This is a genomic window from Candidatus Melainabacteria bacterium (assembly GCA_003963305.1).
Taxonomy (GTDB): domain Bacteria; phylum Cyanobacteriota; class Vampirovibrionia; order Obscuribacterales; family Obscuribacteraceae; genus PALSA-1081.
In genome coordinates this window covers 211,598-230,941 of record RXJR01000003.1, presented here as the reverse complement: position 1 = coordinate 230,941, position 19,344 = coordinate 211,598, and the positions used below count along the sequence as shown (strand labels likewise).

The window sequence follows — 19,344 nt, the reverse complement described above, 5'->3', positions numbered from 1 at the left end:
TAAGTCATGACAGAGTTTGTAATCGAACCCGTCTAAGCAGATCATTCAATGCCGGTCTGGCAGAAGAATGCTCAGGCAAACTGCTATCAATGGAAGCTTGTTTTAGCTCCTCCAGCAGCCGCTGAAATTCGCTCTCGTAAAAATGCAGCCGAAAGGAATCAAGTGTGCTTTGCTCGTTACTGGTTTGTTTTTGTTCAATCAACTCAGGCAAATACTCCAGTTTGAATTGTTCGTTTAAGATGTTCAAATTGGCTTCGATTATCCCGGTTTTCATCAAGTGAATTCCGGTCAACAAAATACGAAAAACATACAGCAGCGGCTTAACGCGATGTACTTTCTCACCAGCAAACAATCGCCATTGAGAATTGGCAAAGCCAACGTAGTGATTAACATGATGGCGCGTTATGCAATCAGAAGCCAAAGCCTTTAACTCTTCATGTTCGGGTGTTGTGTGCACCACTAGTGGAGACAGGAGCTGTTCCAACACATAACCGTTCGGTCGCAACATCAACAAGATAAATTTCTTCAGATCGTGTGTGACCAGATCTAATTCAATTCCACCCTCAAGGCTCGAGAGCTCGATGGTGTCGTCGGGCTCGTCTAAACCAAGCAGATCGCGCACCGGAAAAACATGCACGCCCCGCAAATCGAAATCAGAATCGGGTGATGGAAATCCATACAGATGTGCGCCACTGACCGTAGCAAACACCAGCGGATATTTGTGCTTCAGTACGGCATCACTAAGAGCAGAAGGAAATTCCATCAATTTCCAGTTTTTATAACGACTCTGAACTTTGCAGCCCCGCTCATCATTCGTTCATACGCTTCAGTCGCCTTGTCCAGTGTGTACTCTTCGTTCATCGAGCGCACATCGGTAAGAACGCTGAACTTCAAAGTATCCTCGGAGTCAATAGCCGTACCTGATGCCCATGCCTTAATAGCCAGACGAGGACCAATCATTTGCAGCACGTTGAAAGAAAGTGGCTCGAATGACGCACCAACGATAAGCAGCGTACCATCGACAGCCAAACCACCGATGGTGGCAGCCATGGCATCACTATTGGTGACAGTGGCAAGCACGACTTTAGCACCGCCGAGTTTCTTGAGCTCATCGGCTACATTTGAGGCCTTACTATCAATGTAATGATGCGCTCCTAACTTGCGAGCCAGTTCTTCTTTGTCCTTGCCTCGGGCAATGGCAACTGTATTGAATCCCATTCGCCGAGCGAATTGCACGCCTAAATGTCCAAGCCCACCTATACCTAGAATCGCAACGAGATCTCCAGGTCTGGCAATGCTATTGCGAAGCGCGTTAAATGTGGTGATACCGGCACAGAGAAGCGGTCCAGCTTCAACCGCGTTCAAGTCGTCCGGAATCAATGCCAGCGCTTGCGCTGGGGCAATCATATAATCCGCGTAGCCGCCGTCATAAGAGATACCGGCGATCAACCCTTTCTGACATGTAATGAAATCGCCACGACGGCAAGACTCACACTCGGTGCAGTGGCCACCGTACCAACCAACGCCAACGCGCTGCCCGACTTTCCACGCCGATACGTTGGCACCAACCTCAGCAATTACGCCGGCAACTTCATGACCAGGTACGCGAGGGTACTGAATGCCTGGCCAGTGACCTTCCTTGACCAGAGAATCACTGTGGCAAATGCCACAGGCTTGTACCTTAACCAATACCTGACCGGATGCAGGTTTTGGAATCTCTCTTTCAACCAACTCGAGAGGTCCACCAGCCTTCGAAACCTGAACCGCACGCATCTTTGCCATGTACTGCACCTCATTCCCTATGACACCGCTGGCGCAAAGCCACTTGCCAACACTTAGTCAGCTGCTTCCATATGGTATAACTCTTGCTGCTTTCAGTTATGAAATGTGCATTGCATGACGATAATTCTTCCGGCTCACGAATATTTAGATCGCCACGGTATACACTACAAGCGCCTCTCCTTTCCGCCGACAACAGAGAAGGGCGCCGCAAATGTGGCGGAGGCGCTCGGGTTCAGCGAACGCCAGATGGTGAAGACGCTGATTTTTGAAACCGACAAACCTGAACATGCGCTGATCATGGTTGGCGCAGATCAAAACGTCGTCTCTGGTCATCTCAAAAAGGCTCTCGGTTCGCGCAATATAAAAATGGCTGCACCAGATGTAGTGCAGAAAGTGACAGGCTATGTAATCGGATCGATTCCCCCCTTTCACTGGCAGCCCGAGGGCTTTCGCACTGTTCTAGACGAATCTCTGGCAAAGCAAGAAATACTTGGAGTCGGCGCTGGTCAGTGGGGCGAAGAAATCATGATTACACCACACGACCTCGTGAAAGCAACGAACGCGATTATTGCCAATCTCACAGACAAAGAATCATCAGTAAATATCGTTAGAGATTTGAGCAATTACTTTTGCTAGCTCAATTCACAACCAATCAACCAACCAACCAACCAACCAACCGACGCTCAATAGCGTTAGTGTTACATAGGTCTGATCTCCATCCGTTGCAATTCCACTTATCTCGCGTGCAATAATTTATGGGACTGAGAGGGGATTCAAGTGCAGACACTTATATTAGGTGCAGGTGCCACCGGCGGCTATTTTGGAGCGAGACTGTTAGAAGCCGGGGCAGACGTCACTTTTCTAGTAAGACCAAAGAAGGCAGAACAACTCCGCGAAACTGGACTTATAGTAAAGAGTGCCACTGGTGACATAACGCGGCCGGACGTCAAGCTGATCGAGAAGGTTCAAGAACCATTCGAACTTATAATTCTCTCTTGCAAAGCGTTTGATCTACCCAGCGCAATAGCTGCAATCAAGCCTGGAGTGGGCAGCAACACAACAATTTTTCCATTACTAAACGGACTGCGACATATAGATGAGCTGCAGAAGTCTTTCGGCAAGGAACGCGTCATAGGCGGAATGTGCATTATTTCCGCGACTGTAGACGAACGCGGACGTATCGTACACTTGAACGATGCGCATACACTCAAATTCGGTGAACTAAACGGCGATATGTCTCCACGCATCAAAGCGATCAAGGAAATGACCGCAGAAGCGAAAAACAAATCGATTGCCAGCACGAACATACAGAAGGACATGTGGGAAAAGTGGGTAATGTTAGCCACTCTTGCCGGTCTGAACTGCTTGATGCGAGCCAACATTGGCGAGATTGCGCGCTCGCCCGGCGGCAAAGAAATCGCAGAACAGATGTTGAATGAGTGTCTTGCCGTCATGAAAGCACACGGGCACGAACCAGGCGAACAATTCGTGCGTGACACATTAGCAAGATCTATCGATGAGAAATCAACGCTCGCCGCATCAATGCTGCGCGATCTGGAAAAAGGAAACAACGTCGAAGGTGACCAAATCCTGGGCGACCTTATCGCCAGAGCTGAGAAAAAAGACGTGGAAGTGCCCGCACTGAGAATGGCTTATTGCAACGTCAAAGCGTACGAGCAACGGCGCCACCGCATTTGATACGCACCCGCCCCTATCGACACGCAGGGGAACGCATCTGATACTGATGCATGGAACATGCATAATCGCGCTTGATCGCGCTGTGTTACCCTTAACTTAGCTTCGCGGGACCAAAATGTTTCTAGCACTCACAGTTTGCTTCGGCTGGATATTAGCACTTTGCGTGCACGAATTTTGTCATGCGCTGGTAGCCTACATCGGTGGCGACAAATCAGTTAAAGAGAAAGGTTACCTCACCTTAAACCCTCTCAAATATACGGATCCAGGACTCACACTGGTGGTGCCGATTGTCATGCTCATGATTGGTGGAATCGCATTACCAGGTGCAGCAGTCTATATCGATCGAAGCGCCCTTAAGAATCGATTCTGGCATTCAGCTGTTTCAGCGGCCGGACCACTGGGAAGCGCGATTATGATTTTCGTCTACGCACTTCCATTTTTATTGAACATTCAGCCGCCGGACAATCTTGCCTGGCTAGCTCCAGCCATGGCGTTTCTCGTGCTTTTGCAAATCGTGGCATTTTTTCTGAATTCGTTGCCAATTCCTCCCCTGGACGGTTACGGAGTGATTGAACCCTTTCTGCCACGTCCTGTACGTATAGCAATGAACAATTTCGGAAGGTATGGAATCTGGCTGGTTTTCGGCCTGATGTGGTTCGTCGAGCCACTGAACGCACTGCTGTGGGACACATCTATGGCTGTGGCTTATCAGCTCAACGTGCCGCTCAATTTAATCAAGATCGGCTACACCCTCTTTAGCCAGCAGAAATTCTATCTGGTGCTGGTCCTTGTTGGCGTAATGATGCTCAGCCAGGTAGGCAAAGCAAAGAAGGAATAGAAAAGATAGCGTCATTCTCATCGCATTAGTAGATTCAGTTTAGTCACGACATCGTCACGATGGTTGATGTATCTTACCGACAACGAGGCGAGGGCTATTTAATGAACAACACCGAATCCAGTTCGATTGTTAAAACGTTAGAGATCATCCGAGTATTCTCAATCACCATCGATCTGAGCAAATGCTGCGAAGGCCTGGAAGAAACTCCCCGCGAAGACGCACCTGTGAGTCTCAGCCACAGGAACTAACGCGACCAGCCAAAATCGCTAGGCGCTTCGTGTCGCCGTTTTCCGCGGTTTCTTGACTGTTGTGGCAACATCATTGCCAACCTCTTCAAAGTTGAAATCCGCAACCCAAACCTGTCCTTTTCCATTCAGCAGAGCGCCATAGGAGATTCCTGTCGCTCGCGCTGGAATATCTAGAACAACTTCATAGCGCTTCCAGTCCGTGGTGTTCTTAATTTGCCGCGTGAACATATTGTCGAATGCTAGGGGCTGGTCCTCGTTTGGACCATCCACACGCATCCACAATCCAGCGCCATCGACCTGCTCAGTTTTGACAAAAGCCGTCATTCTAAGGCGTTTGTCCAGAAACTTCCGCGCCTCAAGATTCTGAAATGCGGCTGCGAAACCAGCGGGCTCATCATCTGAATTAAAGCGAATCGCCAAACTGGGAGAGGCATTGTGCACAGTACTGTCGTCAATACCGATCTCGTATTGCTCAGGGTTACCGTCTTTCATCCACCCATCAGCACTTTTCATTCCAATTCACCCGAACTCAACCGTTGATTGCCTGACTGAGTGTTTCGATGCCCTGTGTAATCGAAACAAGAGCATCCATTCAGTAGATCTAAATGATACAGGCAGGGTACACGTTGTAAAAGAGCCGCGATAACATGCAGATACAACGTCCACAGAATTTATAAATGATTTGGCTCATCGGGTATGATTCACACCGAATCAGCGAAGGCGTCAGGAAAGGATTTGATGTATGCATCCGTTATTGTCAAAAGTCGAGCATCGACCGTTTCCGGTGCCCACATCCCTCTGGGTGATGAGCCAGACCTGGGCTAAGCTACTTTTTGCCCACTGGCCAATCAAAGCAGAAATCATTCGAGATCTCGTTCCCAATTCGCTTGAACTCGACTTATTCGATGGTTACGCATGGGTCGGCATTGTTCCGTTCGTGATGAACGACGTCTATCCTCGCTATACGCCGAAAACAAAGAGTCGTCTCTCCAACTTTTTAGAGTTGAACGTACGCACGTATGTTGTCCGAGATGGAATTCCAGGCGTCTATTTCTTCAGCCTCGATTGTTCAAATACAATCGCAGTTTTGATAGCAAGAAAGTTTTACCATCTCCCCTATTTCAGAGCGAAAATGTCAATGCATGAAAAGAAAGATGGAATTGTTGACTATACGAGCGAACGTGCCAGCGAGGAAGCCGCAATTATCCTGTCCTATAGACCCACAGGTGATGTGATCAATGCGGGCAACGGTTCGATCGATCGTTTCTTGACTGAACGTTACTGCCTGTACACGACTGATTCAACACGTCAACTTCATCGCGGCGTTATACATCACGACGTCTGGCCGCTCCAACCAGCCGAAGCCGAGTTCGAAATCAACTCCATGACGAGACCGCTAGGTTTCGAACTTCCGGATTGCAAGCCGCTTTTACATTACTCGGAAAGAATAGACACTATTGAGTGGCCACTGTCAGTGGTGCCAGTCGGCTAAACTCAATGCCTCGGTTAACGCAAGATTGCGCAGTAAGATTCTAGATTCGTAGGTCAAAGTTCGCAGCTAACTCAAGGCTTCGCAGTTAACTCAAGGCTTCGCAGTTAACTCAAGGCTTCGCAGTTAAACTCAGGGCTTCGCAGCTAAACTCAGGGCTTCGCAGCTACAGCATTGTCATGTTCAGCGGTGCTTTTCAGATTAGCCATAATCACAGGCATTGAATTACGAATTTCGCGATTGACGATGAACTTAGGGGCCAGAAGACCACCATCCACATATTTCGCGTAGGTTACTAGAGTCGACCGTCCGCCATTGGTAGGTTCGAATTTCCAGAAACCTTCGTTAGCCTTAAACGCTCCACTGACTCGCTTCCATTCGATTCGTCCGGGAGTCGACTTTATTTCAAGCACGTAATCACACGTGATCAAACTTCCAAGTGTCTTGACGGTGAATGCAACATGCTTCAAATCACCAGACTCTTTCACAACTTTGCACTTAGAGACGTTGTCGAAAACCTTATCGGTGTGATCGTAGTCGGTGATAACATCTTGCACCTGATTCGGTGCTGCGTCGATGACAACTCTGCTGACTTGATAAATACGCGGACCAATCTGTTCTTCGCACGCCGAATATGATTCAACAGTAGGTGCTTGAGGAGAAGCTGCTACAGCCGGCGGCGACGAAGAAACCACTACGGCCGAAAAGATGGCGAGCACACTGCAGGCGGTGATTAATGGTCGAATCATTGGCTAAGACTCCAGATCCGTACAGGAATATGCATTGAAGATGTAGTCCTGAGCACCATTTCGTAACCCACCAGCGCGCGCGAATACCCCAGGGTCTGGGCCTTCGCATCAGAACCTTCAATAACGGTTAAGACGCGCAACCCCATAATCATGTTCCGCGAAAAGAAAGTCTAATTTTCTGCCGTGCGCAGTATGATCGATAAATCAAAAGTCTGGCCGAAAGTAACCAGGGAGTTGCGCATGCACAAAGGTCTGTTGAAGCTGAACACGGTCGCTGTCACCGCCGCAGGGCTTATGACTCTGGCTTTCTCTTCCAACGCCGAGGCGACCGACAGCGTTCAGGTAGGTCACTTTAGCGTTCCCGGTGCTTCACAAGGTTGGCCTTATGTCGCTCCTACTGTAGTTCCTGCCCAAATATTCACACCGGGTACCACGAGTGATACCACTAACCCGCTCAACGTGCTGAATCCCGCATCCGTTGCCAACGCCGGATTGAATCCGAACTTCCTTTCAACTCCCGCTCTTTACGGAGCGCCGAGACCGTTGTGGGGCTCTCCATTTCTGCCAACTTATGGTGGCTGGGGAACAGGCATCGGTTCTGCGGCACTCGGAAGAATCCCTTACGCAGGCGGTTTTGGTTTAGGTGGTTTTGGTTTAGGCGGTTTTGGAATTCCAGCTGTTCCTTATGTTGGATCGTTCGGATTACCATTCGTCGGCAGGTCGCTTGGAGGTTGGGGCGGCGGCTGGGGCGGTGGTGCCTGGGGAGGAGGATGGGGGCGCGGCTGGTCAGCCTTCTCTTCCGTCAATTATGGCGGCTTCGGATTTGGTGGCATAGGAAATCCGGCTTTTATGGGAACCGGATTCGGTGGTTCGTTTCATGGCACAGTACCCAATCGTGTCATCCAGACAGGACCCAGCCCATCCTCAGGAAATTATTATCAGCCGGCGACAGCTGATCCCACCGCCTCTGGAGGTTACTACGCCTCCGGTTCCACCGCGGTCACAGCGCCGGCGGCTCCTCCGACCAAAAATCAACCGAGAAATTATTACGACAGTTACGGCTCCGACAATAATTGGGGAGCTAGTGGCAGCCCGCTGCCAAAAGACATAAACAGCGTTCCCTGGGCAAAATAGCGCCCCTGTGACCACTTGCAAACCCGGCTGAAGGCGAAGACAAATGCATTAAACCTGTGAAAGGATTGCATTTTGTCGTCACGCTGCTTAATCAACGCTGGGAACAAGGTTTCGGGAATTGTATAATCTTCATTAATTTCGAAGGTTTTTCCTTCCCTCTTCAAACACATGGAAGTGTAGATGTCCCAGCCGATCGAACAGGGGCTGTTTGAGATTCTCACCCGTCAACAACGACGGGCTGAAGATATCGCTTTCATTCGTCGTGCCTATGAATTCGCCTACAAGGCTCATGACGGGCAATACAGGAAATCGGAAGAACCGTACATCATTCACCCGGTCGAAGTCGCCTGCATTCTGGCAGAGCTGAACAGCGACGCTCAGACGATCAGCGCCGGTCTGCTTCATGACGTCTTAGAAGATTGCGATGTCAAACCCAAAGAGATGGAAGAGGCGTTTGGCAAAGATGTTCGCCAGATCGTCGAAGGTGTTACAAAGCTCGGAAAGTTCAGTTTCAGTTCAAAAGAAGAACGACAGGCGGAGAATTTCCGCAAGCTGATCGTGGCAATCGCTGAAGATGTGCGAGTTGTGCTGGTAAAGCTGGCTGACCGACTGCATAACATGCGCACCCTGGACCACATGGTGGCACGCAAGCAAGCAGATATTGCCAAAGAAACCCTGGAAATCTACGCACCTCTAGCCAACCGCTTCGGTCTCGGACAAATGAAGTGGGAACTGGAGGATCTCGGTCTGAAGTATCTGCATCCGGAAGAGTACGCAGAAATTCTTCAACTCGTTGCAGACAGCCGCTCCGAGAGAGAATATCTGATCACGCAGGTTGTCGAAAAGCTGCGTGGAGAGCTGGTTGCGCGCAAAATCGAAGCAGAAATTGTCGGACGGCCGAAACATCTCTTCGGCATCTGGAAAAAAATGAAGCGTCAGGAAAAGACCTTCGAAGAACTTTACGACGTGCTGGCGATTCGCATCATCATTGAATCAAATGGTGATAAGAACTTCTGCGAGTTGAACGCCGATCCGGATACGCAAAAATGCTATGAAGTTATGGGGCTGGTGCATGCACTGTTCCGTCCGATTCCAGGTCGGTTCAAAGACTACATCGCCATGCCGAAATTCAACAGCTATCAGTCTTTGCATACTGCCATAGTCGGACCTAAAGGTCGCCCTGTGGAAATGCAGATCCGCACTCGCAAAATGCACCATATTGCCGAATATGGTATCGCCGCTCACTGGAAGTACAAGGAAGCGGGCGATGCTGCCCAAGCAGACACAGATGTTGATCGCAAACTTTCGTGGCTGCGCCAGCTAGTTGATTGGCAGCAAGATCTCGTCGATGCGCAAGAGTACCTCGACACAGTAAAAATGGATTTGTTCGAAGACGAGGTGTTCGTCTTCAGCCCGCGTGGAGATGTTTTCGACCTCCCGACCGGCTCTACCCCTATCGACTTCGCTTATCGCGTTCACACAGATGTTGGTCACCGCTGCGTCGGTGCTCGCATCAACGACCGCATCGTGCCGCTGAACACGAACATGAAGAACGGCGATATCGTCGAAATCATAACCAGTAAGAATGCGCATCCGACCATGGACTGGTTGAATTTCGCCAAGACACATCAGGCAAAAAATCGCATTCGCCAGTGGTTCAAGAAACACCATCGAGAAGAGCACATTCAACAGGGAAAACAGATGTTGGAAGCCGAACTCGGTCGCTCCAACCTGGAAGAATTTTTGAAGTCGCCGGCCTTGAAAGAAGTCGGTCGCAAGCTCAATATCTCGGATCCAAACGACATTCTTGCAGCGGTTGGATACGGAGATCTCTCTGTATCTCAGGTCGCCAACAAAATTCGCGAACAGGAACAAGCAGAAGCAATCGCGAAAAAAGGATACGTTGCTCCAACACCAACCAGTCAACCCAGCAAACCAAGTCATATCGGCAGTCTTGGTGGGCTGATGCACCACCTGGCAAAGTGTTGCCAGCCAGTTCCCGGAGAAGACATTCTAGGCGTCGTCACCCGTGGATCTGGCATAGCAGTACATCGAACCGATTGCAACAACTTACTAAAAGTAGATGCCGACAGAAGAATGGCAGTCGATTGGTCCCAGGAGCGAAGCAGCGCATATCCAGCCGCCTTGCAAGTAGAATGCCTCGACAGAGTTGGTATCGCCGGCGATATCCTCAAGAAAGTTTCAGACAACAAAATAAACCTGCGCGATTTGCGAGTTGAAACTCACCGCGACAAAAAGACAGCCACCATCAACATCATTTTGGATGTAATAGATGTGGACCAGCTAACAAAAGTCTCACAATCTATCAGTCAGATTAGCGATGTTTTACGCGTGCAACGTCGCGATCACAGAAAGAAAACAACGCAAAAGACCACACCTTCCTCTTCGGGTGGGAGCAATGTGACGCCGTTGAAACCGACTGGCAAAAAAAAGAACGTCAATATAAATCCAAATCCGACTCCAGCGCCCGTCAAGAACGCGACCCTGAGAACCTCGAAGAAGCGTAGTCAGACAGCAGAATGAAGCTTGTGCCAAACGGCAAAATGAATCTCGTCCTGGCGACAAAAAATCCCGGCAAGCTAAGAGAGCTGAAGGAACTGGCGCAAGGTTTCGACTGGCTGGAGCTGGAACTGGCGCCGGACCAATTTGACCCGGAAGAAACCGGTAATACCTTTATAGAGAATGCAATTATCAAAGCGAAAGCTGCCGCGGAAATGACCGGCAAACTTTCCATAGCAGATGATTCCGGCATCGCTGTAGATGCTCTCAATGGCGCGCCAGGCATTCGCTCAGCCCGTTATTGCCCCGGCAGTGACACCGACCGCCGCCGCAAACTGCTGGATGATCTGCATTCAATTCCAGACGATCAAAGAGGCGGTGCATTCGTTTGCGCAATGGCGCTTTGCGATGACACCGGCAACGTTCTGCATACAACTTTACGAGAATGGAGAGGAGTTATCGCCCGAGACGAACGAGGCGAAAACGGTTTCGGATACGACCCGATCTTCTATCTTCCAGATCTCAATCAAACTTCCGCCCAAATAAGCCCCGCAGAAAAAAACGCGAGATCCCACCGTGGGCAGGCTTGGCGGGCGATGCTGGAATTTCTCGATTCCCTACACCAAAAAGTGTCGAAATGAGCACTTTTCCAATTGAAACAGAAGCGCATACGGCGCCCCGGTGCCAGCACACGGCGATTACGGCTCCATAAAAAAATATCATCCCAGCATGAGACGAGCCACATATACAAATTCAGTTCACAAGGGATAAGCTTGTCCTCCGAAACCCCAGCCCGTATGTGCTGCATCTAATCAAAGACGCGGCCAGAAAGCGAGAACCCAGTGACAGATTCATTTGTAGTGAGAAGCAACGGCAACGGCTTCTACGTGGGACCGCAAAATCCGACCCCATTGCACGGCGAAGACACAGCCATCACCAACATGGCGGCTGCGGTCAGCAATCTTTCTCTGACACAGCGCACATTTGACGTCAAAGAAAGCCTGGAATGGTTGTTGGGTCCGGAAGAAGAGCAACTTCACAACGAAGATCGTCTGGCCATACGCGAACGACGCTTCGACCTGCTCCTTTGGTTGTTGAATTTAGAGCCTCGTCTCGGTAACTATGGCAGCGATCCCCAGCCGGGTTAGGTAAAATCCAATCGGGTTGGTTGAAGAGATAGCTAAAACCCATCGGACTTAACTCGAACAGCTGGTTCGGACGCAAACTGCTTTGATTACAGAGAAAGAAAAAACAGATTTACTGCAAGCGGCATCAGACGCTTCTACTCGTGCCTATGCCCCGTACTCGAAGTTGAATCGAGGCGCTGCCGTTTTGACGGAGTCAGGCGAAATTTTTCGGGGCTGCAACGTTGAAATCGCCAGCTTCGGAGGATCGCTTTGCGCCGAGATGTCTGCAGTATCAGCAGCGGTGGCGGCAAATCAACGTCGTATCAAAGCGATTGCTTTGAACCCACCGGCATATCCGTGTGGCATTTGCAGACAAATGCTTGTGGAATTCGGGATCGATGTCGAAGTAGTGATTGAGGAAAACGGCTCCGCAAAAGTGATTGCCTTGCAGGACTTGCTGCCGTTCAATTTTGGACCTCAAAATCTGACTTCAACTTGATCAAGTCGCACTTTGAACTCTGTATTTTTACTCTTTGAGGGCATCCTCTCTCAAAGTGAGATCAATAAATACAGGCAGATGGTCGGAACCATCCTTAGTACCAAGCGCACGATTGATTACGTTAAAACTATCGCTGACCAAAAAGTGATCGATCGGTATAAACGTTGGAGTCTGTAAGCGTTTTTCAAGAATGGCGGTAGGCCAACTGCACTGCAATCCGAAGCCTGGTTCAGTATCTACGAGATTACTATCACGTTGCAGCCGAGCAAAATAGTACGACCAGGGAGAGCAATTCAAGTCACCGGCTAGCACCACCGGCCGACTCGATTTAGCTGCAACCTTAGCAATCTCATCCATCTCGCCATTTCTAACCGACATATACTTTGGAATGACGGGATGAGCGGCAATCAGAAACAACTCATTACTCTTCAGGTGAACCACAGTCTCAATGCGTGGTCTCTTCACCTGACCATAGTAAAACACCTTTGCAGCAAGAAGCGGATGTTTACTATAAACAGCAATGCCACCAAACTTTGTTTCCACTACACGAAATGAATAATCACTCAATGCGGTATCAAATATCTTCTCCCACTTTCCTGTTATTTCTGAAAAGACGAGAATGTCAGGGTCGAATTTCCGCACGTTTTCCAGGACGGCATCGGTATTAGTGTTGCGTCCTCCCCATAAATTCATCTGAAGAATTTTGATGTGCGGCGTGTTCGGCGCAGTAAAACTATGGTCCACTTGAATCATCAGCGGCATCATGGGCAGTATCGTAAGAACAAGCAAGAGGATCCACGCCACGATGATATTGCGCTTGCGCAAAAATGCCACAGGAACCACGAGCAGCAATGTTGCTAAAAAGTAGAGAAATCTGAAATGACTGACAAGCTCTGCCACGTCAAGATATTCACCAGCATAACCAAGTAAGGAAATGCACGCTATCGCAACCATAAGCGCGATAACTAGTGCGAAGTTAAACTGCCTGATCATCGACGATAAACTTTCCGGAAACTACTCAAAATGGTGGCTGTCAGACGTAAAGAGGCTTTTGCTCACGCAGCTTGGCAACCGTATTCACCCAGTGTACACAATTCCATTTCAAATTATTATGCTAGGTCCTCGTCCTTTGTCACTTTCGTCAGACTAATGACATACTTTTTTTAGCAAACGGAAACAAGGAAAACTATCATGTCATTCACAGATTTGCGGGCATTCATTGCAGCGCTTGAACAAGCCGGTGAACTTCTGCGCATCGATGTTCCGGTATCGACTGAACTGGAAATCGCGGAGATCACAGATCGCGCTTGCAAGAGCCGTGATGGTGCAAACAAAGCTCTCTTGTTTACCAATGTGCAAGGCTACAGCATGCCTGTCTTAATCAATGCTTTCGGCAGTTTGAAAAGAACATGCATGGCGTTGGAGGTAAACAATCTCGACGAGATAGCGGCGCGAATCAGACATTTGATCAAACCCAAAGTTCCTGAAAGTTTTATGGATAAACTGGCTTTGCTGCCCACTTTGATTGAGGTGGGTAAATTTCCGCCAAAGTTATCAAACCAACCTGCTCCGTGTCAGGAAGTCGTAATCACAGATCCGACGCAGCCCATGCTGGACAAACTGCCGATTATCAAATGCTGGCCGGAAGATGCTGCACCATTCATCACGATGGGAGTTGTGATCACTCGCGATCCCAAAACCGGCATTCGAAACCTCGGCATGTACAGATTGCAGCGCTACGACAATTCTTCAACCGGAATGCACTGGCATAAACATCATGGTGGTGCTCAGCACTTCGAAGATCACCGAAGAACTAAGCACAAGTTCGACAACACATCGCAAACCGATGTTGAACCACCAAACTATGGCACCGTTTTTTCGCCGTCAGAAGCGAAACCTGATGATAAGCGAGTGCAGGTGGCTATCGCGCTTGGCTGCGATCCTGCCATCACTTACGCTGCGACAGCACCGCTGCCGCCAGATATAGACGAGCTGCTCTTCGCTGGTTTTCTCAAGCAGAGCCCCGTAAAACTGGTGAAGTGCAAAACAGTCGACCTTGAGGTGCCGGCAACAGCTGAGATCGTCATCGAAGGCTATGTGAACCAGTCTGAGCTGAAGGAAGAAGGTCCGTTCGGCGACCACACAGGCTTCTACAGTCTGGCCGGCATGTTCCCAGTGCTGCACGTCACTGCCGTGACCCACAGGCGTGACCCAATCTATCAGACCATCATCGTCGGCAAGCCGCCGCAGGAAGACTGCTACCTCGGCAAAGCGACAGAACGTATCTTCCTGCCCATGGTGCAGATGCTGGTCCCTGAGATCGTGGATATGAACCTGCCGTGGGAGGGAGTGTTCCACAACTGTGCCATCATCAGCATAGACAAACGTTACCCGGGCCATGCTCGCAAGGTGATGAGTGCCGTATGGGGGCTGGGGCAACTGATGTTCACCAAGTTCGTCATCGTTGTAGACAGAGACATCGACGTACAGAACCTGTCAGAGGTAGCACTGCATGTCTTCGGCAACACAGACCCCAAACGCGACATGATGTTCGCCGAAGGACCGCTGGACATTCTCGACCACAGCAGCCCGATGCTGGGCTACGGCTCAAAAGTGGGTATCGATGCCACCCGCAAGTGGCGGTCCGAGGGCTTCACACGCGATTGGCCCCAGCCTCTGACAATGACTTCAGAGATAAGAGATCTGGTTAGCTCTAAATGGACTTCCTACGGCTTTAAATCAAGCTCTTAGTAAAAAATACTGTCGACCGCTAAAAATTCCTGGATGTCAAGCGCCACTATTTAATCTAGCGATGTTGAAACTGAGTTTTGTCGGGAATAAAAGAAATACGAACCCAGACTTTTCGGTTTCAGATTGAAAGCCGCTTTAAGAGCGGGTCGTTAAATACCTATATTTCACTGAGTGTGCCTAATGAAACGTCTCAAGCGCATCGGCTCTTTGGCCTTGGCTTTTTTAGTTTGCTCATCAATGATGTACCAGCCTGCGCAGGGTCACCGCTCGCAGCCGCAAGAGGTCTATCACAGAGCATGGCAGCTTGTTCGCGACAACTATTACGAATCGAGCTTTCACAACCAGAACTGGAATGACCTCGAGCACAAGTACGACAGTCAAATCAAAACGACTGCTGATGCTCATAGGTACATCAAAGCAATGCTCGAGACTCTCAACGATCCCTACACACGTTTCCTCGATCCTCGTGCATTCCAGGATGAGAACGACGCTATCGACGCCCGCATCGTCGGCATCGGCATAAATCTCCAACAGTCGAAAGACCAGAAAAAACTTATCGTCACCAGAACCATCGAAGAAGGACCGGCAGAAACAGCGGGTGTTCGCTCGGGCGACGAAATCATCGCTATCGATAACATCTCAGCAGTCGGCATGACACCTGAACAAGCCGCCGAACACATTCGCGGCAAAGCCGGCACCGTGGTCAACATCGGTGTTCGTCACGGTGATGCAACGAAGACTGTCAACATTACAAGACAGGAAATCGCTATTCATGCGGTGACATCCAAAGTTCTGGACAACGGCATCGGCTACATAGCCCTTTCAACCTTCATTTCGAATGACGCTTCCAGAGAATTCAGAACAGCTCTGCAAAAGCTGCAGAACGCTGATGGTCTCATTCTCGACCTGCGCGACAACCCAGGCGGATTGCTTTCGAATGCCCTCGAAATCGCGGACATGCTGCTCGAAAGCGGAGCAATCGTAAGCACCATAAGCAGACATGGACGTCACACCGACCTGGCTTCAGGTGACCCCGTTACTCATCAGCCAATCGTAGTCCTTGTCGATGACGAAAGCGCTTCTGCCAGCGAAATTCTCGCGGCTGCTCTGCAAGACAACGGACGCGGAACATTGATCGGCACACACACTTACGGCAAAGGTCTGGTGCAGGAAATCAACCGCTTGCCCGGTGGAGCTGCTGTACACATCACCGTTTCAAGATACCTCACTCCCGGTGGTTCAGACATCAATAAAGTCGGCGTCATTCCAGACATCAATGTCCCCAACAAAGAAGAACAGATCAAAACTGCAATGAGCTTCTTGAAAGAAAAGATCGCCAGCCTGAAGCCAAACCGCATGTCTCAGAAACAAGTGCGCACAAGCAGCGTGGCTCAGGGTGCGGCTATCGCAGGCAAATAACTGAAGGACAGTTTCGTTAAGGGCGTCGGGTCGAAACCGGCGCTCTTTTGACTTTCACACCTGTCCATTGCCTCTCCTGAAGACCGTTAAAGAGTGATTTCGGAGTGCGATTCCAGTTTTTTGCCAAAATCCTTGCAAAATTGCGCATTTCCGAAGAATTTAGTTGCTTGAAAACTAAAATCGGCCACATAATGAGGATTACATTTGTTTGGAGATATAATGGAACGTTTTCCCAAGTTGGAATCGTTGCGCAACTGTCTTTCCCTCGCCGTAATGGCTCTGGTTGGCAGCACACAGCTTGCCCTGGCTGATTCCAACGCACCACCAGGCTCTCAAATCTTACCGGGCGTCTATCAGGGCGGTCCGGTGATTGCCCAGCAGAGCGGATGGCCGAATACTCCACCGCAATGGCAGTCGAACCCCGGCAACACTTCCTCGATGCCGGCGCCACCTCCGCAAAATCCTTCTTACCAACCACAACCTATCCTGCCATCAAATGACCCAAATCCATATGGGACATCAGTTCCGGCACAAACTATGCAGGGTTATACACAGTTTCAGCAGCAACAACCGCAGATTCAACCCGGGCAATTGCAAGGATACCCGGTCAGTCAGCAAGCTCCAGGTCAACTGCCACCGCAGGGATACGGCGGCGCACCGCCCCAGTATCCTCAGCAGGGTTATGCACAGCAGCAACAACCGCAGTATCCGCCGCAGAGCCAGCAGGCTTCGGCACCTGCTTCTCCACCCGGCTGGCAAGCAGATTATCCCAACCCGAACGATGTAAACAACACTGCGTCCCAGGTTCCGATGGATACAGCCCAGCCTCAGAAGGCGGGTATCGGCAGTAAACTCGGAAAGGCGCTCGGAGGCGTCGCTAAAATGGCGGGACCGATGGCAGGCATGGGAATGGCCGGCATGGCTGCAGCCAGCATGGGCAACATGATGATGGGCGGCATGGGCATGGGCGGTTACGGCATGCCTATGGGCGGCATGGGTATGGGCGGCATGGGCATGGGTGGCATGGGCATGGGTGGTTACGGGATGCCTATGGGAATGGGCATGGGTGGCTACGGCATGCCAATGGGCGGCATGGGCATGGGCATGGGTCAGAACATGATGATGAATTCCGTACTCAATCAAGGACTGAGGATGTTGCAACGTTAGTGCGTTAGTTAGAATGTTTGGAAGGTAGCGTTAAAAGGATTACGGCATAAAGGTTTCGATGATGTTTTACGATAAAAAATGGTCTGTTCTTTGCAGTCTGCTAGCACTCTCGAATGTTTGCTTACCAGCCTTTTCGCAAGCACAGGCTCTCGAAGGTTTAACGCCACTCGAATTACCGGGAACCCGTGGCGGTCCTGGTCAGCCCGACTGGAAGTCGGCACCTCCGGGGTCATTTCTTCCTGCAAAATCAGCAGCAAACGCAAAACCAAAGACGACCACCACCACAACAGCAGCAAAGCCTGCGGCTAAACCAGCCCCGGCAGCAGCATCGAAACCTGCTGCAACAGCCAAAACAGCGGCAGCAAAACCGACAGCCACAGGCAAACCCGGTGCACCAACTCTCAAATCTGAAACTCCGCAGTCTCAAGCTCCCATGACCTATCCGGCCTATCAGGGACAGAACCAATGGCCGGCTCAAGGGCAGCAACCTCAACAAGCTCAGTGGCCGGCTCAAGCCCCTCAAGGACAACCTCAGCAGTCCGGCTGGCAACAACCGCAACAAGCTGCGATGCCGCAACAAGGCGGCATGCCCCAGCAAGCAGCGATGCCCCAGGGCTCAATGACACCTCAACAGGGTCAATCAGATTGGCAGCAGCAGCCAAACGCCTTTTCTGCACAACCAGCACCAACGCAATCAGGCTGGCAAACTCCGCAAACTACAACCATCAGTCAGCCCAGCCAATCAGGATGGCAGACGCCCACTTCAACCAGCTCTGGTGGTGGTGGCGGTATCCATCAATCCGAATGGCAAACTCCAGCCGGTACCAGCAGTGGTGGAGGCATACACCAATCGGACTGGCAAACCCCAACAAGCACCGGTAGTGGTAGCGGCATAAATCAGTCGAATTGGCAAACACCGAACATAGATACCAGCAATTTGGCTAATTCCGGCAAAAAATCGAAGAGCAGCAAGCATTCTAAAGACAACACCGCCAGTGGCCCGATAGGCAACGTTGGAGTAGGAAACAATTGGTCGACTCTACAATCACCAAAAGTAACGCAATCAGATTGGCAGCTCCCCGGACAGACGCAACAGTCGACACCTACACAATCTGATTGGCAGACTCCAGCAGCTCAATCGTCGCCGACACAGTCTGGCTGGCAGACTCCAGCGGCTCAATCGTCGCCAACACAATCTGGATGGCAACAGCCGGGACAGAGCGCACAGCCAAGCCAATCAGCCTGGCAACAACCAGCTCAGAGCGCACAGCCAAGCCAATCAGCCTGGCAACAACCAGCCCAGCAACAACCTGCTCAGAGTTCACCGACTCAGTCAGGATGGCAAACACCACAAACAAGCACGACGGGACAGTCTGACTGGCAACAGCCGGGAAGTACCGGTGCGAGCACTAGCAGTGGATCCACTCCGCTTCTGGGTGAAGTCTTACAACAAGAACAACGTGGTGGCACACCGCCACCAGCAAACACGATGGCTCCGATGGGCACAGGTACAACTGGCGCAGCAGCACCGATGACTCCGGCTGGTGTCATCGGCGGTGCATTGGGTGCCAGCACTGGTGGTGCCCCGATCCAACTGCCTGGATTGCCACCAATTGACCCGACAGTAGCAGCAGGCGCCATGCAATTCCTCATGCAAATCATGCCGTCTCCAGGCTCTGGCGGCGGCGGGCTAGGCGGCTTCAAGGGAGGCTTCCCAACACCTGGTGGCGGTGGAGGCGGTCAAGTCTTCTACAATAAAGGCGGTGGCAACGGTCCGAACGTTGTAAAACGCACTGCGAACTACGCCAGTAAAGTCACTGAAGGCGCAACACGACGCGCTATAAATGTAGGCGTCAACGGTGCTGTAAACCGTACACTCTATCAAGGTTTGTCTAAAATTCATTTCTAGTCGAACATGGTATC

The 19,344-nt window shown here is 50.6% G+C and carries 18 protein-coding genes and 1 pseudogene; 13 read left to right on the top strand and 6 right to left on the bottom strand.

Annotated features, from left to right (window positions below):
- Positions 1–4 precede the first annotated feature (4 nt).
- A complete protein-coding gene (locus tag EKK48_04100; protein ID RTL45246.1) occupies positions 5–763 on the bottom strand; it encodes a nucleotidyltransferase in 759 nt (252 codons plus the stop codon).
- Complete coding sequence (locus EKK48_04095) at positions 763–1,782, bottom strand: alcohol dehydrogenase (protein ID RTL45245.1); 1,020 nt, start codon at positions 1,780–1,782, stop codon at positions 763–765. Before EKK48_04095 ends, EKK48_04100 begins: the two co-directional genes overlap by 1 nt.
- A gap of 114 nt (positions 1,783–1,896) precedes the next feature.
- On the opposite strand from EKK48_04095, the gene EKK48_04090 reads away from it, so the two are divergent.
- From EKK48_04090 to EKK48_04080, 3 genes are all read left to right on the top strand, one after another.
- A complete protein-coding gene (locus tag EKK48_04090; GenBank protein ID RTL45244.1) occupies positions 1,897–2,418 on the top strand; it encodes a deacylase in 522 nt (173 codons plus the stop codon).
- Positions 2,419–2,559: 141 nt separating this feature from the next.
- Complete coding sequence (gene panE / locus EKK48_04085; GenBank protein RTL45243.1) at positions 2,560–3,480, top strand: 2-dehydropantoate 2-reductase; 921 nt, start codon at positions 2,560–2,562, stop codon at positions 3,478–3,480.
- Between the two features lie 115 nt (positions 3,481–3,595).
- Complete coding sequence (locus tag EKK48_04080) at positions 3,596–4,318, top strand: site-2 protease family protein (GenBank protein RTL45242.1); 723 nt, start codon at positions 3,596–3,598, stop codon at positions 4,316–4,318.
- A 266-nt stretch (positions 4,319–4,584) separates the two neighbouring features.
- On the opposite strand, the gene EKK48_04075 is transcribed toward EKK48_04080, so the two are convergent.
- A complete protein-coding gene (locus EKK48_04075) occupies positions 4,585–5,079 on the bottom strand; it encodes a hypothetical protein (GenBank protein RTL45241.1) in 495 nt (164 codons plus the stop codon).
- Positions 5,080–5,308: 229 nt separating this feature from the next.
- Between EKK48_04075 and EKK48_04070 the strand changes: the two genes are divergently transcribed.
- On the top strand, positions 5,309–6,058 hold the full coding sequence (locus EKK48_04070; protein RTL45240.1) for a DUF2071 domain-containing protein: 750 nt from the start codon (positions 5,309–5,311) through the stop codon (positions 6,056–6,058).
- Positions 6,059–6,207: 149 nt separating this feature from the next.
- On the opposite strand, the gene EKK48_04065 is transcribed toward EKK48_04070, so the two are convergent.
- Positions 6,208–6,804 (bottom strand): hypothetical protein, encoded by a 597-nt coding sequence (locus EKK48_04065; GenBank protein RTL45239.1) that lies wholly within the window; start codon positions 6,802–6,804, stop codon positions 6,208–6,210.
- 192 nt (positions 6,805–6,996) lie between these two features.
- Here EKK48_04065 and EKK48_04060 point away from each other — a divergent pair, with 192 nt between their 5' ends.
- The 5 genes from EKK48_04060 to EKK48_04040 all read left to right on the top strand — a co-directional run bounded on the left by EKK48_04060 (position 6,997) and on the right by EKK48_04040 (position 12,084).
- On the top strand, positions 6,997–7,938 hold the full coding sequence (locus EKK48_04060) for a hypothetical protein (protein RTL45238.1): 942 nt from the start codon (positions 6,997–6,999) through the stop codon (positions 7,936–7,938).
- A 180-nt stretch (positions 7,939–8,118) separates the two neighbouring features.
- The gene (locus EKK48_04055; protein RTL45237.1) at positions 8,119–10,482 is read left to right on the top strand and encodes a bifunctional (p)ppGpp synthetase/guanosine-3',5'-bis(diphosphate) 3'-pyrophosphohydrolase; all 2,364 of its coding nucleotides are present in this window, start codon (positions 8,119–8,121) and stop codon (positions 10,480–10,482) included.
- A gap of 20 nt (positions 10,483–10,502) precedes the next feature.
- Positions 10,503–11,099, top strand: a complete 597-nt coding sequence (gene rdgB / locus EKK48_04050; GenBank protein ID RTL45285.1) for an RdgB/HAM1 family non-canonical purine NTP pyrophosphatase — start codon at positions 10,503–10,505, stop codon at positions 11,097–11,099.
- A gap of 201 nt (positions 11,100–11,300) precedes the next feature.
- The gene (locus EKK48_04045; protein RTL45236.1) at positions 11,301–11,606 is read left to right on the top strand and encodes a hypothetical protein; all 306 of its coding nucleotides are present in this window, start codon (positions 11,301–11,303) and stop codon (positions 11,604–11,606) included.
- Positions 11,607–11,667: 61 nt separating this feature from the next.
- Positions 11,668–12,084: a cytidine deaminase gene (locus EKK48_04040; protein ID RTL45235.1), complete on the top strand. Its 417-nt coding sequence runs from the start codon at positions 11,668–11,670 to the stop codon at positions 12,082–12,084.
- 27 nt (positions 12,085–12,111) lie between these two features.
- Here the strand turns inward: EKK48_04040 and EKK48_04035 are convergent, their stop codons facing one another.
- On the bottom strand, positions 12,112–13,077 hold the full coding sequence (locus EKK48_04035; GenBank protein RTL45234.1) for an endonuclease/exonuclease/phosphatase family protein: 966 nt from the start codon (positions 13,075–13,077) through the stop codon (positions 12,112–12,114).
- A 198-nt stretch (positions 13,078–13,275) separates the two neighbouring features.
- Here EKK48_04035 and EKK48_04030 point away from each other — a divergent pair, with 198 nt between their 5' ends.
- From EKK48_04030 to EKK48_04020, 3 genes and pseudogenes are all read left to right on the top strand, one after another.
- Positions 13,276–14,835, top strand: coding sequence for a UbiD family decarboxylase (locus EKK48_04030; protein RTL45233.1), 1,560 nt, complete (start codon positions 13,276–13,278; stop codon positions 14,833–14,835).
- A 180-nt stretch (positions 14,836–15,015) separates the two neighbouring features.
- On the top strand, positions 15,016–16,254 hold the full coding sequence (locus EKK48_04025; GenBank protein RTL45232.1) for a S41 family peptidase: 1,239 nt from the start codon (positions 15,016–15,018) through the stop codon (positions 16,252–16,254).
- A gap of 954 nt (positions 16,255–17,208) precedes the next feature.
- Positions 17,209–17,421: pseudogene (locus EKK48_04020) on the top strand (hypothetical protein).
- 198 nt (positions 17,422–17,619) lie between these two features.
- Here EKK48_04020 and EKK48_04015 read toward each other — a convergent pair.
- Positions 17,620–17,826 carry a hypothetical protein gene (locus EKK48_04015; protein ID RTL45231.1) on the bottom strand — a complete coding sequence of 69 codons (207 nt, stop codon included), beginning with the start codon at positions 17,824–17,826 and terminating at the stop codon, positions 17,620–17,622.
- A gap of 28 nt (positions 17,827–17,854) precedes the next feature.
- On the opposite strand from EKK48_04015, the gene EKK48_04010 reads away from it, so the two are divergent.
- Positions 17,855–19,330: a hypothetical protein gene (locus tag EKK48_04010; protein RTL45230.1), complete on the top strand. Its 1,476-nt coding sequence runs from the start codon at positions 17,855–17,857 to the stop codon at positions 19,328–19,330.
- The last annotated feature ends 14 nt before the right edge of the window (positions 19,331–19,344 follow it).

Excerpts from the sequence above, each read along its gene's own strand:
- EKK48_04070 (RTL45240.1), top strand. The coding sequence starts at position 5,309 with ATGCATCCGTTATTGTCAAAAGTCGAGCATCGACCGTTTCCGGTGCCC.
- EKK48_04095 (RTL45245.1), bottom strand. The coding sequence starts at position 1,782 with ATGGCAAAGATGCGTGCGGTTCAGGTTTCGAAGGCTGGTGGACCTCTC.
- EKK48_04055 (RTL45237.1), top strand. The coding sequence starts at position 8,119 with ATGTCCCAGCCGATCGAACAGGGGCTGTTTGAGATTCTCACCCGTCAA.
- rdgB (RTL45285.1), top strand. The coding sequence starts at position 10,503 with ATGAATCTCGTCCTGGCGACAAAAAATCCCGGCAAGCTAAGAGAGCTG.
- EKK48_04075 (RTL45241.1), bottom strand. The coding sequence starts at position 5,079 with ATGAAAAGTGCTGATGGGTGGATGAAAGACGGTAACCCTGAGCAATAC.
- EKK48_04030 (RTL45233.1), top strand. The coding sequence starts at position 13,276 with ATGTCATTCACAGATTTGCGGGCATTCATTGCAGCGCTTGAACAAGCC.
- EKK48_04080 (RTL45242.1), top strand. The coding sequence starts at position 3,596 with ATGTTTCTAGCACTCACAGTTTGCTTCGGCTGGATATTAGCACTTTGC.
- EKK48_04010 (RTL45230.1), top strand. The coding sequence starts at position 17,855 with ATGACCTATCCGGCCTATCAGGGACAGAACCAATGGCCGGCTCAAGGG.
- EKK48_04060 (RTL45238.1), top strand. The coding sequence starts at position 6,997 with ATGATCGATAAATCAAAAGTCTGGCCGAAAGTAACCAGGGAGTTGCGC.
- EKK48_04100 (RTL45246.1), bottom strand. The coding sequence starts at position 763 with ATGGAATTTCCTTCTGCTCTTAGTGATGCCGTACTGAAGCACAAATAT.
- EKK48_04025 (RTL45232.1), top strand. The coding sequence starts at position 15,016 with ATGAAACGTCTCAAGCGCATCGGCTCTTTGGCCTTGGCTTTTTTAGTT.
- EKK48_04090 (RTL45244.1), top strand. The coding sequence starts at position 1,897 with ATGACGATAATTCTTCCGGCTCACGAATATTTAGATCGCCACGGTATA.
- EKK48_04065 (RTL45239.1), bottom strand. The coding sequence starts at position 6,804 with ATGATTCGACCATTAATCACCGCCTGCAGTGTGCTCGCCATCTTTTCG.
- EKK48_04035 (RTL45234.1), bottom strand. The coding sequence starts at position 13,077 with ATGATCAGGCAGTTTAACTTCGCACTAGTTATCGCGCTTATGGTTGCG.